At 56.0% G+C, this 15,252-nt stretch carries 17 protein-coding genes; 5 read left to right on the forward strand and 12 right to left on the reverse strand.

From position 1 onward, the window contains the following. Positions 1-15: 15 nt before the first annotated feature. From gspK to gspC, 9 genes are read right to left on the reverse strand one after another with little or no spacing between them, the layout of a single operon-like run. Positions 16-1,029 (reverse strand): type II secretion system minor pseudopilin GspK, encoded by a 1,014-nt coding sequence (gspK, locus tag ACT3IC_RS01820; protein WP_159339221.1) that lies wholly within the window; start codon positions 1,027-1,029, stop codon positions 16-18. Further along, entirely contained in the window at positions 1,026-1,685 is a 660-nt protein-coding gene (gene gspJ, locus ACT3IC_RS01825) for a type II secretion system minor pseudopilin GspJ (RefSeq protein ID WP_159339222.1), read from the reverse strand. The genes gspK and gspJ overlap by 4 nt, the downstream gene beginning before the upstream one ends. Further along, complete coding sequence (gspI, locus tag ACT3IC_RS01830; protein WP_159339223.1) at positions 1,682-2,062, reverse strand: type II secretion system minor pseudopilin GspI; 381 nt, start codon at positions 2,060-2,062, stop codon at positions 1,682-1,684. The genes gspJ and gspI overlap by 4 nt, the downstream gene beginning before the upstream one ends. Further along, a complete protein-coding gene (gspH, locus tag ACT3IC_RS01835; protein ID WP_159339224.1) occupies positions 2,055-2,540 on the reverse strand; it encodes a type II secretion system minor pseudopilin GspH in 486 nt (161 codons plus the stop codon). Before gspH ends, gspI begins: the two co-directional genes overlap by 8 nt. Next, positions 2,540-2,983 (reverse strand): type II secretion system major pseudopilin GspG, encoded by a 444-nt coding sequence (gene gspG, locus ACT3IC_RS01840; RefSeq protein WP_159339225.1) that lies wholly within the window; start codon positions 2,981-2,983, stop codon positions 2,540-2,542. The genes gspH and gspG overlap by 1 nt, the downstream gene beginning before the upstream one ends. Before the next feature lie 2 nt (positions 2,984-2,985). Then, on the reverse strand, positions 2,986-4,194 hold the full coding sequence (gene gspF / locus ACT3IC_RS01845; RefSeq protein WP_103178877.1) for a type II secretion system inner membrane protein GspF: 1,209 nt from the start codon (positions 4,192-4,194) through the stop codon (positions 2,986-2,988). After that, positions 4,194-5,672 (reverse strand): type II secretion system ATPase GspE, encoded by a 1,479-nt coding sequence (gene gspE / locus ACT3IC_RS01850; protein WP_159339226.1) that lies wholly within the window; start codon positions 5,670-5,672, stop codon positions 4,194-4,196. Before gspE ends, gspF begins: the two co-directional genes overlap by 1 nt. A gap of 11 nt (positions 5,673-5,683) precedes the next feature. Next, on the reverse strand, positions 5,684-7,594 hold the full coding sequence (gspD, locus tag ACT3IC_RS01855; protein WP_156654185.1) for a type II secretion system secretin GspD: 1,911 nt from the start codon (positions 7,592-7,594) through the stop codon (positions 5,684-5,686). Positions 7,595-7,607: 13 nt separating this feature from the next. Beyond that, on the reverse strand, positions 7,608-8,339 hold the full coding sequence (gene gspC, locus ACT3IC_RS01860) for a type II secretion system protein GspC (protein ID WP_103181054.1): 732 nt from the start codon (positions 8,337-8,339) through the stop codon (positions 7,608-7,610). A gap of 304 nt (positions 8,340-8,643) precedes the next feature. Here gspC and ACT3IC_RS01865 point away from each other — a divergent pair, with 304 nt between their 5' ends. Together ACT3IC_RS01865 and ACT3IC_RS01870 are read left to right on the forward strand one after the other, a co-directional pair. Continuing rightward, positions 8,644-10,221, forward strand: coding sequence for an ExeA family protein (locus ACT3IC_RS01865; protein ID WP_156654184.1), 1,578 nt, complete (start codon positions 8,644-8,646; stop codon positions 10,219-10,221). After that, complete coding sequence (locus tag ACT3IC_RS01870) at positions 10,221-10,874, forward strand: hypothetical protein (RefSeq protein WP_473475977.1); 654 nt, start codon at positions 10,221-10,223, stop codon at positions 10,872-10,874. The genes ACT3IC_RS01865 and ACT3IC_RS01870 overlap by 1 nt, the downstream gene beginning before the upstream one ends. Here ACT3IC_RS01870 and ACT3IC_RS01875 read toward each other — a convergent pair. The 3 genes from ACT3IC_RS01875 to ACT3IC_RS01885 form a co-directional block, all read right to left on the reverse strand. Next, on the reverse strand, positions 10,868-11,491 hold the full coding sequence (locus tag ACT3IC_RS01875; RefSeq protein WP_103178873.1) for a helix-turn-helix domain-containing protein: 624 nt from the start codon (positions 11,489-11,491) through the stop codon (positions 10,868-10,870). The two genes, ACT3IC_RS01870 and ACT3IC_RS01875, sit on opposite strands and share 7 nt — an antisense overlap. A 253-nt stretch (positions 11,492-11,744) precedes the next feature. Beyond that, complete coding sequence (locus tag ACT3IC_RS01880; protein WP_473475979.1) at positions 11,745-12,575, reverse strand: N-acetylmuramoyl-L-alanine amidase; 831 nt, start codon at positions 12,573-12,575, stop codon at positions 11,745-11,747. After that, positions 12,572-12,895: a heavy metal-binding domain-containing protein gene (locus ACT3IC_RS01885; protein WP_103178871.1), complete on the reverse strand. Its 324-nt coding sequence runs from the start codon at positions 12,893-12,895 to the stop codon at positions 12,572-12,574. The genes ACT3IC_RS01880 and ACT3IC_RS01885 overlap by 4 nt, the downstream gene beginning before the upstream one ends. 115 nt (positions 12,896-13,010) lie before the next feature. Here ACT3IC_RS01885 and ACT3IC_RS01890 point away from each other — a divergent pair, with 115 nt between their 5' ends. The 3 genes from ACT3IC_RS01890 to artI all read left to right on the forward strand — a co-directional run bounded on the left by ACT3IC_RS01890 (position 13,011) and on the right by artI (position 15,246). Further along, entirely contained in the window at positions 13,011-13,529 is a 519-nt protein-coding gene (locus ACT3IC_RS01890; RefSeq protein WP_156654182.1) for a lipoprotein, read from the forward strand. A gap of 237 nt (positions 13,530-13,766) precedes the next feature. Beyond that, positions 13,767-14,495, forward strand: coding sequence for an arginine ABC transporter ATP-binding protein ArtP (gene artP / locus ACT3IC_RS01895; RefSeq protein WP_039029538.1), 729 nt, complete (start codon positions 13,767-13,769; stop codon positions 14,493-14,495). Positions 14,496-14,514: 19 nt separating this feature from the next. Further along, positions 14,515-15,246: an arginine ABC transporter substrate-binding protein ArtI gene (gene artI, locus ACT3IC_RS01900; protein WP_103178869.1), complete on the forward strand. Its 732-nt coding sequence runs from the start codon at positions 14,515-14,517 to the stop codon at positions 15,244-15,246. The last annotated feature ends 6 nt before the right edge of the window (positions 15,247-15,252 follow it).

Below are 15,252 nucleotides of genomic sequence, written 5' to 3' on the forward strand. Positions count from 1 at the left end.
CGGTATCGGCTTTTATTATTCAATCATTCGGTAACGGCGCTGCCAGGTTACGATCTCGCCCGCTTCACTGTTAACCTGAAGCTGACTGACCACGCGCAGCGTTAAATCATCGGTGTTGCCGGTGTAGTTCACCCGGAAGTAGCGACTGTTGACGGCTACCTGTTCAGCCACCTGAGTTAACTCGTCTTTCAGCTGGGGAAAATTTTGCTCCAGCGCCTTGCTGAAGGCCTCCACGTTTTCCCATCCCGCTTCCGGGCGTGACGCGAGCAGCCGGGCGGCGTCATCCTCCGTCAGTTTTCCCGCAAACAGCGCCGCCAGCAGTTTTGCCTGTTCAGGCTTGAGGGTATTGACGTTGATCTTGCTGCTGGCATCCGGCAGGGCGCACAGTAGCGCGCTGACTTTGGCATAGGCCGATGCCGGAAACGCGGGCAGCAGCCTGATTTCGCTGATGTTGCGCATCATCTGGTTGGCCGGAAGCCGCGCGGGCTGCACACCTGCCCAGGCATCACTCTCCGCGGCCCCTTTCGCCGTGGTGCTGTCGCCGTCCAGGTAATCCACCAGCTGTTGATAGACCTGCTCAGCGGTGATCTGATCCAGACCCGCGTCGGCCAGCAGTTGTTCAACCGTCTGCTGCTTACGGGACTTCTCCGGTATGGCTGACGTGGCCTGATCCTTTGCCGCCTGCTCCACGGTGAGCAGATTATTGACGTTAAAGCAGTCCTGCGCGTCCTCAACCTGGCTCACCACCGTGTAAAACTCCCCCTGTGTCTCAAGGGGTTGATGCCACTCACCGTCCGGCTCCAGCGGATTCTCGCCGCTGGCGGCGGTCTGCAACAGCTGCTTCACCGCCTGCTCCTGGCGCTGTATCGCCCAGCGCAGCTGCTGCTGGCTCACCTGGTAGTGGGTTTTCTGTAAATTACGGCTGAACTGTTGGCTGATTCTGGCCGCCAGGGCCGACATCATCACCAGCAGGATTAGCACCACCAGCAGCGCAACGCCCCGCTGCTGGCTTTGATTCATTTTGTTCATGGCTGACTTTCCGGTACCGGTGCTGGCGCTTGTTCAGGAGCGGACGCAGGCTTCGCCTCTTCGGGCTTTTCAGCCGTTTTCACGGCGATCTGCGGCTGCGGCATGTCGCCTGGGGTGGTAAAGACCCAGCGCCAGGTGTCGCCGCTCTCCATGGTCAGGGTCAACTCGACCCCGTCTGGCTGATGCCCGCTCTCTCGCCAGGGCTTCTGCCATGAACCGCTGAAAAATCGCCACTGGGCGGATTTCACCTCAGAGACAATCGGCACCACTTCGGGTTTTACGCCTGCCGGGCTGTCGATGGTCGGCCAGACATCGCGCCACAGCCGGTGATCCTCAAACCGCCAGCGCACCCGCTCCAGCTGGACATGCCCGCTCACCCCGTTGAGGGTGGTCAGTTCGATGGCGTTATCATCCTGGCGAAAAACGTCGGGTTCATTGCGCGGTGCCCGGGCCTGCTGCTGAAAAAAATCACGCTCCAGCAGGCTCCAGGCGCGCTGGATCTGATTGAGCCTGGACGCGTTGCGATCGGTGGCATTGCTGGTACGCATCGCGCCGTCGAGGATCTGCCAGGCGAGGGTGCTGATCACCGCAAAGATGGTCAGCGCAATCATGATCTCCAGCAGCGTAAAGCCGCGCTGGCTTTGCCGTTTCTTCATTTTTTCTCTCCCGGAGGCAGTACCCGCATCGCTACCACCGGCTGGCTCTCATCCCCTTCGGCATAGACCAGGATCTCCTCCGCCCAGCGCTTATCGGCAACCTTCACCCGCTGCATCCGCCAGTTCCAGTTGCGCCCGCCCATCAGTTCCGTCCCCTTCTGCCCTGCATCCGGGAAGTCGCTCTTGGTCAGCTGCGCTTCGGCGAGCAGATTCTCAGCGACCCAGCAGGCCTGGAGGGTATCCGCCAGACCGTGGGTAAAGCGCACGTTCAGGGAGACAGAGTTCATTAACGCCAGCGCGGCGGTGGAGAAGATCACCAGGGCGACCATCACCTCCAGCAGCGTCATCCCGCGCTGCGAGGCATTTCGTTTAGCCATCGTTCTCTACCGTAACCGGTGCCGCGCCCTGCGACACCACGCGGAAATGGTGTTGTTTATCGTCACTCTGTAATGTCAGGGTGAAACGGCTCATCTCGCCGTCCGGCAAAAAGACGATCTGCGGCTCGGCGTCAGGCGTGGCGGCCAGACGCTGCGGGGTGAGCGAGACGTGCATCCCTTCAGGGAAGTCGCCCCCGGTAGTGATACGGCGTTGCGCTAACGGCACCCAGCGGCGTTCACCCTTTTTTTCATTGAGCGTCATCAGCTGATATTTATCCGGCGTCACCACCAGGCCCACAATATTTCCGTCCATCACCGCCCGGTCGGAACCATATTCAACAACGGCTTTTAATTGCTGACCAAATATATCCGCGCCGTTGCGCGACGGTATTGTTGAGACCACCATCATGGCGCAGCTGGCGAATATCACCAGCGCGAGAATAATTTCCAGCAGCGTAAAGCCGCGTTGCCTGTTCATTATTTTTTATTGAGCGACCAGTTGGTAATATCGTCTGCGGTATTGGCTTCGCCGTCCGGACCGGCGGAGAATACGTCAACGGCGCCATGTTCGCCCGGGCTGACCAGAATGTAATCACTGCCCCACGGATCCTGCGGCAGGCGGCGAATATAGCCGTCAGCGCGGTAGCCGTTCGGGATTGGCGCGATTTCAGGTTTGGTGACCAGCGCCTGCAGGCCCTGTTCAGTGGTGGGATAACGGTGGTTATCCAGCTTATACATATCCAGCGAGCCTTCCAGCGCCACAATATCGCTGGTGGCTTTCTGGATATCCGCTTTCTCTTTATTTCCCATTAAATTCGGCACCACCATACTGGCCAGTACGCCGAGAATAACAATGACCACCATTAATTCGAGCAAAGTAAAGCCCGCCTGGCCCGCCAGGTTTTTTCGTTTCATCGCCATAATTAACCTACCATATTATTAAGTTGCAGAAGCGGTTGTAATATTGACATCACAATAAACAGAACGATGGTCGCCATAGAGACCACCAGCGCCGGTTCAAATACCGACAGCGTTAAAGTGATGCGATGCTGTAATGCTGATTCCTGGTTTTCGGCCGCGCGATCCATCAGGTTACCCAGCTCGCCGCTCTCTTCGCCGGAGGCAATCATGTACAGCATGGTGGGCGGGAATAATCTCGCCTGCTCCAGGGCGGCATATAACGAGGCTCCCTGGCGCACGGTGTCCGCCGCCTGTTCCAGCACCTGGCGGGCGTGCAGATTTTCAATCCCGTCCATGGCGATATACATCCCCTCAAGCAGCGGCACGCTGCTGGCCTGCAAAATACTGAGGGTGCGGATATAGCGCGCGCTGTTGATGGCGCAGACCAGTTTTTTGATTGGCGAGGCGTTAACCAGCCAGCGGTGCCAGACAAAGCGGTTCCGGGCGTTTTTAAGCCAGCTTTTAAAGCCGATAAATGCCGTGACCAGCCCGCCGCCGATATAGAGGCCATACGCCTGCAGGAAATCACTCACCGCGATCAGCGTGCGGGTGGTGATCGGCAGTTGCTGTTTCATATGGGTAAACTGCTCAATCACCTGCGGCACCACCGCCACCAGCAGGATGCAGATCACCGCCACCGCCACCACCGTCAGGGTGATGGGGTAAACCATCGCCTGGGTGAGCTTGCTTTTCATCTTCTGGCGCTGCTCGTTGTACTCCGCCAGTTTTTCCAGCACGTCCCCGAGATGGCCGGTTTTTTCCCCGGCCATCACCAGGGTGCAGTAGAGTTTGTCGAAGGTGCGCGGAAACTGGCTGAAGGCGTCAAACAGCGTGTGCCCTTCCACCACTTTGTCGCGGATCCCGGTCACCATCGCCGCCAGCTTTTTATCTTCCGACTGCTTTGCAATCGCCTTCAGGGCGCTCTCCAGCGGCAGCGCGGCGTTCACCAGAGTTGACAGCTGACGGGTGAACATCGACAGCACCGGGGTGGAGAGTTTGATCCCCTTCTGCGCGCTACCGGTTGTCGCAGGTTCGCGGGTCGGCGTAATGCTCACCGGCATCAGCTTTTGCTCACGCAACGTCTGGCGAACCTGCTTCGGCCCCTCGGCCTGCAGGATGCCGCGCTGGGTTTTCCCCGCCGCACTGGTGGCTGTCCACGCATACCACGCCATTATTCATCTCCCCCGCGCTCGGCGGTGACGCGCATGACCTCTTCCAGGGAGGTGACGCCGGAAATCACCTTCAGCAGGCCGTTTTCACGCAGGCTGTAGGCCTGTTTGAAGAGTTCGGTCTCGATGGACATTTCATCTTTATCTTCGTGAATGGCCCGGCGCATCGCGCTGTCCACCACCAGGAATTCATGGATCCCGGCTCGCCCCTGATAGCCGCTCTGACGGCACTGCTCGCAGCCCACCGCGCGATAAATCGCCTTCGGCGGGGTCGCCATAAAGCTGAACAGCGCTTTTTCATTGGCGTCCAGCGGACTGGTGGTCCGGCAGTGTACACACAGCCGACGCACCAGACGCTGGGCAATGACACCCAGCAACGATGATCCGATTAAAAATGACTCCAGGCCCATGTCGCGCAGGCGGGTGATGGCCCCTGCCGCGCTGTTGGTGTGCAGCGTGGACATCACCAGGTGACCAGTGAGAGACGCCTGCACCGCAATCTGCGCGGTTTCGCCGTCACGGATTTCACCGATCATCACCACGTCCGGGTCCTGGCGCAGAATGGCGCGCAGCCCGCGGGCAAAGGTCATGTCGACGCGCGGGTTAACCTGGGTTTGCCCCACCCCTTCCAGCTCATACTCGATGGGATCTTCAACGGTGAGGATGTTGCGTTCATGGCCGTTCAGCGCCGAAAGAATGGCGTACAGGGTGGTACTTTTCCCGGAACCGGTCGGGCCGGTGACCAGAATGATGCCATGCGGACGGCCAATTAATCCCTTCAGCTGCTGTAACTCTTCGTCGATTAGACCCAGCTTGTTAATGTCCGGCTTGAGATTGCTTTTATCGAGCAGACGCATCACTACCCGCTCGCCGTACTGCGAGGGGATGGTGGAAACACGCACGTCGATGGCTTTACGCCCGATACGCAGCGAAATACGCCCATCCTGCGGCAGGCGTTTTTCGGCGATATCGAGCTTCGACATCACCTTGATACGGGACACCAGCAGCGGCGCCAGCTTGCGCGCCGGTTGCAGCACCGGGCGCAGCACGCCGTCGACGCGAAAGCGGATGCTCAGGGTACGCTCAAAGGTTTCGATATGAATATCCGAGGCACCATCTTTCACCGCCTCGCCGAGAATGGCGTTGATCAGGCGGATCACCGGCGAGTTTTCGTCGTTATCCAGCAGATCCTCGTTATCCGGGATCTCCTCGGTCAGCGCCATCAGATCGATATCGGCATCCATGTCATCCACCAGCTGCTGCGAGACACCGCTATTCTGCTGCCAGATTTTAGCCAGCATCTCGTCAAACGCCTCTGGCGTCAGGACAACCGGCGTAAAAGAACGGGCCAGCACCCGGCGCATCTCCAGCAGAGCAAAGGCCGGGGCGTCATCGCGGACAAAGACCTGATCCTGATAAAAGAGGACGCCGTTATCCTTGGCAAAGCTGCTGGTGCATAAGGCATTGGTGAGTTCATCCATCTCCCGCCCCCTTACCCTTTAAACGGATTGCGCGGGGCCGGAGTGGCGGAAGTGCCCTTAGACGGATAGGCCGGTAGCACCGCTGTGTCATCGTTAGAGACAATGCCCAGCTTTTTCTCCTCCATGCGCTGCTGCTGGCGCGCGCGGATCTGGTCATATTTTTCCTTCGACGAGGCGCTGTAGCTATCGTCATCCCGCAGAACGGTGGTATGGATAAAGACCATCAGGTTACGTTTCGAGGTATCCTGGGAGGTGTAGCGGAACAGCTGTCCCACCAGCGGAAGATCCCCCAGCAGCGGCACTTTCGAGACATTCTGTTTGGTGACGTTCTCCATTAACCCGCCGAGCACTACCGTCTGCCCGCTGTGCACCATCACTTCGTTATTGATGGTACGGGTGTTGAAGGTTGGACCGAGGCTGGCATCTTCCGTCGCGCTGGCATCCACGCTGGAAACTTCCTGCTCAATCTTCAGGTGGATGATGTCACCGTCGTTGATCTGCGGAATAATTTTCAGCTTGGTACCGACCGTCTTACGCTCCACCGAGTTAAAAACATTATCGCCGCTGGTGGTCTGCGAGCCGGACAGGACCGGCACATCCTGACCCACGTTGAACGACGCCTCTTTGTTATCCAGGGTGACCACACTCGGGGTTGAGAGAATGTCGTTTTTACCGTCAGTAGAGAGGGCGGTCATCAGCGCGCCAAAATCACCGTTAAAGAAGCCGGTCGCCATACCGGTAAAGCTGGTCCCTTTCATGGTACCGTTCTTGATCTGGCTGATTGGCAGACCGGTGGCACCAAACTGCACGCCGCCATGTTTGCCGGTCCACTGCACGCCAAGGTCGAGGCCGTTGCCGTCCTGCACTTCGGCAATGATCGCTTCTACCAGCACCTGCGGACGGCGGATGTCGAGTTTGTCGATCACTTTTTCCAGCGAGTTCATCACGTTAGGCTGGGCGGTGATCACCAGTGAGTTGGTGGCCTCGTCGGCAGTGATATTCAGATCGCTGCTGGCGGAGGCCGTTTTGCTTTTTGACGCTGGCGCTTTGTCTTTCAGCTGTTCGCCAATGCCGGTGAGCACCGGCACGACTTTGCTGGCATTGGCATATTTCAGATAGAAAACGCGGGTATTGCCCTCGTTGTTCTGCTCCCGATCGAGCTCACTTACCAGCGACCGGGTGCGCGCGCGGGCCTCTTCCGAGCCGCTGATCACCAGGCTGTTGGTCTCGTCATCGGCAACGACTTTCGTCGCCAGCTGCGGCGCGTTCTGCCCTTTTTGCTCTTCGTTGTTGAGATTGTTCAACATATCGGAGAGCGCTTTGGCTGAGGCATAGCGTAGCGGTACGATTTCGCGACGCTGCATGCCGGAGCGATCGACCCGCTGGACCAGATCCACCAGCCGGTTCACCACCGAGGCTTTACCGGTCAGCAGCAGCACGTTAGAGGGTTCAAAGTGGACCACGTTACCAATGCCGGAGGCATCGTTCAGCTGGCGCAGCAGCGGCGCCAGCTCACGCACCGGCACATTTTCCATCCGCACCACGCGAGTGATAATCTCATCGCCTTTGCCGGGATGCTGACTGTCCGCCAGCGGCACGCCCGCGGTACGCGCCACCGTGGAACGCACCACTTTCACCATGCCGTTATCCATCGGGATCACCGACAGACCGTACAGATCCAGCACGCTCAGGAAGAACTGATAGTATTCCTCTTCCGTCAGCACGTTATAGGTCTTAACCGATACGTTGCCCTGCACGGAGGGATCGACCAGAATGGTTTTATTAAGGTTGCGCCCTACCGTATCGATAAATTCTCGAATATCGGTGTTCTTAAAACTGGCGCTGAAGTTCGCCGCCATCACCGAACTGGAAATAAAAGAGGCGGCAGTCAGCGCGAGACATGCCCAGGGAAATTTCTTCATCTCATTACACTTGTTAATTGGTTAATACATTAACCCGAATATTTTCAAGGTGAGCGTGGCGTCTGACTACGACTTCCGCTTCTCTCATTTTCGACCAGCTGGCAATAATACTTTTTGCCTGCTCCGCTCGCGTCATATCGACGGAATTCACTTTCACTACCACATCCCCCTTTTCCAGCCCGCTCGCGCTAAAAAAGGAAGAGGCATTTTTGGGCTTGATTTGATAGCCTTCGAGCTGCCCTTTTTCGATATAGGGTTTCAGCACCAGATAATCGTCAAGATGGACATTATCCGCCCCGGCATCGCCTTTAGGCTTCAGTGCGGGCGAAGAATTGATGTCGCCTTTGAAATAGTCAGGGCGTTTTAACGCCAGCACCTGCCGCTCGCCCTCGTAACTCACCACCACGTTATCGGGATTAATTTCATCGATGTAGGCATCGTTGTAACCGGGCAGCGGGTCGCCTTCACGCAGACTCTTCTGCCCGACAGGCGTTTTGATAACGGCGAAGGAGAGCCACGCTTCGTCGCTGTTGATGATGCCGTCCACCTCGGCAGAAATGCTCTTTTTTGCCGCCTGCTGTGCCACGGGTTGGTTAACCGCTGGCTGGAAAAGGGCAAAGTCCTGCTCTGACTGTCGCATGCGGGAAAGCGCGGGTGCCTTATTCGGGTCGGAATTGGCCGCCTTTTTATACGCTTTAAATACGACATATCCCTGCTGGCCGCTAAATATCAGCAGAACAAACATTACGCATGGCGCAATAAACCGGGAATAGAGCTGCATTTTCATTTTTAATAGTGACCTTTTAGTCAATGCAGAAGTTAGCAGCCTGGCGCTGCACCTGAAAACTCTGAAATAGTAATAATGATGTGCCTCCCGCTCCATCGGGTTTGCCACTAACTTTAATACAGAAAAATATTGACCAGATAATTAACCGATGTTAGTCAGTCGACGCAGGTTATTTTTCTCCTCACGCAAAATTGACCCTTTACCGCGCATCCCTTACTTTCCCGGGTGACATTTGGTCAATGAAATAGATCGGTGAAGCGTTATGTTCCTCAGCCATTTTAAATTTACCCGCCCCCCCTTCAGGAGCGCAGCCAGCCCCTGCGGCAGTTTCTTTGCGGCCTATCATCAGGATGTCTTCGGCATGCTGGCAGAGAAATCAACCGTGCCCGGGATTGTGGCGCTGTTTGGCGATGACGAGGCACTGCTCAACACCTTCACCGGACACCTACTGGCGAACGCCTCCGCCGGGGTTGCCGTTAACGCTTTTCCAAAGCTGAGCGCGAAGGGGCTGCTGTATAAACTCAGCGCCCAGACCAAAGAGGCCAGCAACAAAATTCAGGCTGTTGACGCGGTACTGCGCCAGTGGCACGAAAAATACCCAGCCAGCAAAACGAGTGGCATGGTCGTGACCCTCTCCGCCGTTCAGGCGATGCGCGATAACGGCTGGGAGGCGCTGGGCATGCTGCTCTCCCGGGCGCAGGAGTGCGATCTGTCGTTGACGCTGGTCCTGACCGGTACCCCTGATCAGGATGCGCGTCTGATGAAGCACTCTGGGCTGGCGTCCCGGGTGCATACCCGCCATACCCTGCGCCCGCTCACCTGTCGCGAAGTGATGCGCTATGTTGAGGCGCAATCGCAGGAGCATGGGGCGGAAACGTCTCCCTTTACCCCTGCCCGCATACGCCGGATGCACGCCCTGACCAGAGGATCGGTGAGCCAGCTGAACGCGCTGGCGCACCTGTCGCTACTGGCGGCCTGGACCGAACGGGCGCCCGGCGTGGGGCCACGCCATTTACGTCTGGCGGCGGGTGAAGTGCTGCCGCGCAACACCCATCGCAAAACCCTGGCGACGGTCGGCCTGTTCGCCAGCGTGCTGTTTGCCGCCTGCGGATGGTATTTCTCGGGCGCCATCACAGCGAAACTCCCCGTGCCGCTGCCTGTTCCGGCAAGCTGGAAACAGACAGTCCGCACACCGCAGGCGCCGGTTCTGCCGACCCTTGATAAAGAGGTGGTGAATGCGCCGGACGCCATGCATCAGCTCTACACCATGTGGGGGTACGATCCCTCAACGGACGAGGCGCTTTGCCAGAATGCCGCCCGGGTGAATCTCATCTGTAAACAGGGCAACGCCTCGCTGCAGGCGCTGGAAAAAGAGGGCTATCCGTGGGTGAGTGAACTGAAAACCGGCGATCACCTGAACTATGCGGTGGTAGCCCGCGTTGGGGCAAACTCGCTGGATCTGCTGCTGAATAATCGCACCTGGCAGGTGAAGCGCAGCTGGTTTAACGCCCACGCCACCGGGAATTACACGTTATTGCACCGTCTGACCCCGGCAGGACAAGATATGGTCGGCGCCGCCAGCAGCCGCCAGGATCTGGCCTGGATTGATACACAACTCAGCCAGGCGCTGCATGAACCCGAAACCCATGCTCACACCTGGACGCAGACGCTGGTGCAGCGCACCCGCGAATTTCAGGCCCAGGCAAGGCTGAACGTTGACGGTATGCCGGGGGAAGAGACGCTGATGCAGCTAATGCGGGCTAATAACACTATTCCGACGGTTCTCTCCCCGGTCGCTGACACCGCACCGCATGTTCTGGCGCAAGGAAAAACGCACTAATGTCTACTATATGCCTCGCTGCCCAGCGCAGCTTTAATACCGGCGAGGCGGTCTGGTTCTCTTACCGCCTTCCCGCGTTGCATAAAATCGCCTTCCGAACCCTGGCCTGCTTATGCTGCGTGGGGGCCATTTTGATTGCCGGGCTGTACGCCCATCTCTACTGGAATCTTCGACATCCGGCGCCGATCCCCAAACCGGTGAGCGTGGCGCAACCGGATACGCAGCTTTCGGAGATGCATTATGTTTATGTCTCAAAACCGTTCCCGGAACCGAAACCAAAAGCTGCGGAGTATGCCGCACCACCGCTACCGTCAGACGATCCGTTGATGATGGATAAGTCATTAGACTGGCAGCAGGCTCCGGACAATGACATTTCCAGTGAACCGTTGCCCGATACGCATACCGCCCGGCAAGAAACAGATGCCGATTTACTAAAAGAACGGTTTATGCAGGCGCTGAAAGAGCAGCAGCAAGATTATTTGCAGGGAAAGATACCGGATGCGCCGGTTGATGAGACGCAATATGATTCTGAGACGACGAATCGGGTGATAAATGAGACGGCAGCGTTAAAAACAGAAAAAATAGATGCATCGATGCGAAAAAAATCTCCACAGGCGTTAACCCATGGAGATATTCGTAATGGTTATCAGTAGCGTTCAGGCAGGCTGGTGATATTTATTAATTTGCCTTTTTCAACCACAATGTAATGACCTTTTTTCAGGTCTGAGAGAATTTTAATAATGGTGCTGCGCGCCAGGCTGGTGTATTCCTGAATATAGTCATATACGTTAATATCACGATTCTGATGAACAATCAGGTCATTAATTTCGAGGAGGAATTCCCGGACTATAGAATAAGCGCTGCGGGCTACCAGAATATCATCGCGCTTGCTCAGTATGTCGATATACCAGATCAAGTACTGGCTGAATTCTGGCCAAAGGTTTTTCTCGCTAATAAGACGTTCGAACTCATCACGTCTGATGGTGCGAATGATGGTGGTATCGCGTACCAGACCGTACATGCGGGAGGCGGTGTTATAGATGGCTGAGATGCCTAAAAATCCGGCCTGACGCATGGTAAACATACTTAACTCGTCAGAGTTACGACGAATTTCGATTTCACCGCTGACCATCACATGAACATATTGTGAATCGGCGGTAATAATTTTCTGCCATTTTTTTAATGTTTTTTCAGGATAATCCGCCGTAGCGGCAACAAGGGCGTCAATCGCCTTTTTCGGTCGATTATTTTTACAGTATACGTTTAACATTATTATGCCTGTTTAATTTTTTTATGGATAAAGCAGCCCACTGCGTCAGAAACGTCGCAACAGTTAATTCAATATAATTTTGCTGAGAATGACTATCAAATAATATTTGCTCTACCTAATAGTTAGCAAGCTATATGTACATATTATATTCGGGTAATTTTAAGTCAATTAACTAAAAATGAATCACAAATGAACCTAAGATTAATCTTAAGGTCGATACAGAGAAAACTACCTCAATAGTGATAGTCGAGGCTTATCCCTGGCCATATTTTTCAAGTAACGCTTCGGCGATAGCAATTGTTTCTCTATCAGAAACACCATTCCATACTTGCGGTCTGAAATGCATCTGAAAAGCCATAATAATGCGCTTTTGCTGTGAGGGCGAAATATTATCTGGAACATCATATCCGTAGCGAGATAATAAACTGAGGAGTGTGGCACTGTCTGCGGGTTGATAAGGCGGTTGCCCGTTCAGATAAAACGCCACCCGGGCCGGATCCGGCCAGGCGCCTATCCCCTGCTGCGCCAGCGCCTGCCAGGGGAACAACGGACCGGGATCGTCCTTGCGCTGCGGGGCGATGTCCGCGTGGGCGACCACGTTCTGGGGTTTGATGTCGTAACGCTGGATAATATCTTTCGCCAGTGGGATCAGGGCAGCGATCTGCGCCGGTTCGAAGGGAACAAAGCGTTTCTGGCCGTTAATTTTTTGCCAGCCGCGGTTTTCCAGCTCAATGCCAATAGAGGTGTCATTAATACGCGTGGCGCCACGCCAGAAGCTGACGCCGGCATGCCAGGCCAGATCCCGCTCCGGCACCAGCTGCCAGATCCGCGGTTTTCCTTTATGCAGGGGCGGGATCGCCGGGATCAAATAGTGGGAGCTGACGTTTTTATCGGTCAGGGTAGCCAGCGAGCTGTCAAAATCGTCGGCGGTGTAATGGATAACCAGCACCTTAACGCGCGGATAGGCCGCCTGCGCCTGACGCCGGGTGTCCAGCTCATAGGTCCCTTTCTCGACAATCCCTTTTTCTGCCGCACAGCCTGCCAGCAGCAGCGCCAGCAGGAGGGGCGCAAAAGCCTGCTTCATCGGCGCGTTTTCACCGCCGTACCGCTGACGCTAACCATCAGCATGCTGGCATCTTTGCCGACGGTTTCGTAGTCGATATCGATCCCCACTACCGCGTCAGCCCCCATCGCCTTCGCCTGCTCGCCCATCTCCCTGAAGGCAATTTCACGGGCTTTACGCAGCTCTTTCTCATAGGCGCCGGAGCGGCCACCCACGATATCGCGGATGCCGGCAAAAAAGTCGCGGAAGACGTTGGCGCCGAGTATGGCTTCCCCGGTCACCACGCCGCAGTATTCGCTGATGGGTTGTCCTTCCAGAGTGGGGGTGGTTGAAAATTGCATCCTGATCTCCTTTGCGCGGTTAAGGGCCTAAGCGGTTAAGAACAAAATCATTATCTGCTCGTTACGCTATGATTTAAAGGTTAGTTAATTATTGCAGCCTAATAAGGAAATCATCATGCGCTATTCTGCTTTGACGCTTTTAGTGCCTTGCGCGCTGCTGCTCAGCGCCTGCACAACGCCAGTCACCCCGGCCTTTAAGGAGATCGGTACCCGCAGCGGCAGTTGCATCACCGGCGGGCCGGATGCCGTGGCTCAACAGTTCTATGACTACCGCATTACGCACCGCAGCAATGACCTCACCGCCCTGCGCCCCTACCTGAGCGACGGCCTGGCCCAGCTGCTGAGTGATGCCAGCCGCGATCCGCAGCACCGTAACCTGCTGAAAGACGATCCTTTCTCCAGCCGCACCACCGCGCCTGAAAAAGCAGAAGTCTCCAGCGCATCGACCATCCCGAATACCGATGCGCGAAATATTCCGCTGCGCGTCAAGCTGACGCAGGGTAGCCAGACCTGGCAGGATGAAGTGTTGATGATCCGGGAAGGTCAGTGCTGGGCTATCGACGACGTTCGCTACCTGGGCGGCACTGTCCACGCCCCGGCTGGCACCCTGCGCCAGTCGATTGAAAACCGCTAAACGCGCGCGTTTCAGACCGTTAACCAGGGGAAAACCCCGTAAAATGTCTGGCATTTCGTGAGGAATGCCGACATTTATTCTCGTCGACCTGCCCTTCCGCTATTTTGTGCTATGTTTAGGTATGGATACGGTTTATATTTAACTTTTAACGCAGTTATATTGCATAACTATTCTGTCAACGGTACTATTTGCGGCCTCAATTGCTATAGATTGCCTGGATGAGTAAAGACTGCCCCGATGAGTATTCAACTAAACGGCATTAACTGCTTTTACGGCGCACACCAGGCGCTGTTCGACATCACCCTGAATTGCCCTGAGGGCGAAACGCTGGTTCTGCTTGGTCCCAGCGGCGCGGGTAAAAGCTCGCTGCTTCGCGTCCTTAATCTGCTTGAAATGCCCCGCTCCGGTACGCTGGATATTGCGGGCAACCACTTCAATTTTGCGAAAGCCCCTTCTGAGAAAGCGATCCGCGATTTGCGCCAGAATGTCGGCATGGTCTTTCAGCAATATAATCTCTGGCCGCACCTCACCGTGCAGCAGAACCTGATTGAAGCGCCGTGCCGCGTGCTGGGCCTGTCAAAAGAGCAGGCGCTGGCACGTGCCGAGAAGCTGCTGGAACGTCTGCGCCTGAAGCCCTACAGCGACCGTTATCCGCTGCACCTTTCCGGGGGCCAGCAGCAGCGTGTGGCCATTGCCCGCGCCCTGATGATGGAGCCGCAGGTTCTCCTGTTTGATGAACCCACCGCCGCGCTCGACCCGGAAATCACTGCCCAGATCGTCAGTATCATTCGCGAGCTGGCGGAGACCAACATTACCCAGGTGATCGTGACTCACGAGGTGGAAGTAGCGCGTAAAACCGCCAGCCGTGTGGTCTATATGGAAAACGGTCATATTGTGGAGCAAGGGGATGCGCGCTGCTTTGCCGAGCCGCAGACCGATGCATTCAGAAATTATCTGTCTCACTAATCGAACCGAGAGAACGACAATGAAAAAAATAGTGATTGCCGCGCTGCTTGCCAGCGTTAGCCTCTCTGCCACCGCAGCACAGACCATCCGTTTTGCCACGGAAGCCTCCTACCCTCCGTTTGAGTCTATGGATGCGAATAACAAGATTGTGGGCTTTGACGTGGATCTGGCGAACGCCCTGTGTAAAGAGATCGACGCCACCTGTACCTTCTCCAACCAGTCTTTCGACAGCCTGATCCCAAGCCTGAAATTCCGTCGTATCGACGCGGTGATGGCCGGTATGGACATCACCCCGGAACGTGAGAAGCAGGTTCTGTTCAGTACGCCGTACTATGAGAACTCCGCCCTGTTCATCGGTCAGAAGGGTAAATATGCCTCTATCGACGCGCTGAAAGGCAAGAAAGTGGGCGTGCAGAACGGCACCACCCACCAGAAATTCATCATGGATAAGCACCCGGAAATCACCACCGTGCCTTACGACAGCTACCAGAACGCCCGTCTGGATCTGCAGAATGGCCGTATCGACGCCGTCTTTGGTGATAACGCGGTGGTGACCGAATGGCTGAAAGCGAACGACAAGCTGGCCGCGGTGGGCGATAAAGTGACGGATAAAGACTACTTCGGCACCGGTCTTGGCATTGCTGTTCGTCAGGGCAACACCGAGCTGCAGCAGAAATTCAACACTGCGCTGGAAAAAGTGAAGAAAGATGGCACCTACGATTCCATCTACAACAAATGGTTCCAGAAGTAAGATCTG

Source organism: Leclercia sp. GHBNCSD (genome assembly GCF_055805075.1).

Excerpts from the sequence above, each read along its gene's own strand:
- ACT3IC_RS01865 (WP_156654184.1), top strand. The coding sequence starts at position 8,644 with ATGTTCCTCAGCCATTTTAAATTTACCCGCCCCCCCTTCAGGAGCGCA.
- gspJ (WP_159339222.1), bottom strand. The coding sequence starts at position 1,685 with ATGAAGAAACGGCAAAGCCAGCGCGGCTTTACGCTGCTGGAGATCATG.
- ACT3IC_RS01885 (WP_103178871.1), bottom strand. The coding sequence starts at position 12,895 with ATGCAATTTTCAACCACCCCCACTCTGGAAGGACAACCCATCAGCGAA.
- ACT3IC_RS01875 (WP_103178873.1), bottom strand. The coding sequence starts at position 11,491 with ATGTTAAACGTATACTGTAAAAATAATCGACCGAAAAAGGCGATTGAC.
- gspI (WP_159339223.1), bottom strand. The coding sequence starts at position 2,062 with ATGGCTAAACGAAATGCCTCGCAGCGCGGGATGACGCTGCTGGAGGTG.
- ACT3IC_RS01890 (WP_156654182.1), top strand. The coding sequence starts at position 13,011 with ATGCGCTATTCTGCTTTGACGCTTTTAGTGCCTTGCGCGCTGCTGCTC.
- artI (WP_103178869.1), top strand. The coding sequence starts at position 14,515 with ATGAAAAAAATAGTGATTGCCGCGCTGCTTGCCAGCGTTAGCCTCTCT.
- gspC (WP_103181054.1), bottom strand. The coding sequence starts at position 8,339 with ATGTTTGTTCTGCTGATATTTAGCGGCCAGCAGGGATATGTCGTATTT.
- artP (WP_039029538.1), top strand. The coding sequence starts at position 13,767 with ATGAGTATTCAACTAAACGGCATTAACTGCTTTTACGGCGCACACCAG.
- gspG (WP_159339225.1), bottom strand. The coding sequence starts at position 2,983 with ATGGCGATGAAACGAAAAAACCTGGCGGGCCAGGCGGGCTTTACTTTG.
- ACT3IC_RS01870 (WP_473475977.1), top strand. The coding sequence starts at position 10,221 with ATGTCTACTATATGCCTCGCTGCCCAGCGCAGCTTTAATACCGGCGAG.
- gspK (WP_159339221.1), bottom strand. The coding sequence starts at position 1,029 with ATGAACAAAATGAATCAAAGCCAGCAGCGGGGCGTTGCGCTGCTGGTG.
- gspH (WP_159339224.1), bottom strand. The coding sequence starts at position 2,540 with ATGAACAGGCAACGCGGCTTTACGCTGCTGGAAATTATTCTCGCGCTG.
- gspE (WP_159339226.1), bottom strand. The coding sequence starts at position 5,672 with ATGGATGAACTCACCAATGCCTTATGCACCAGCAGCTTTGCCAAGGAT.
- gspF (WP_103178877.1), bottom strand. The coding sequence starts at position 4,194 with ATGGCGTGGTATGCGTGGACAGCCACCAGTGCGGCGGGGAAAACCCAG.
- ACT3IC_RS01880 (WP_473475979.1), bottom strand. The coding sequence starts at position 12,575 with ATGAAGCAGGCTTTTGCGCCCCTCCTGCTGGCGCTGCTGCTGGCAGGC.
- gspD (WP_156654185.1), bottom strand. The coding sequence starts at position 7,594 with ATGAAGAAATTTCCCTGGGCATGTCTCGCGCTGACTGCCGCCTCTTTT.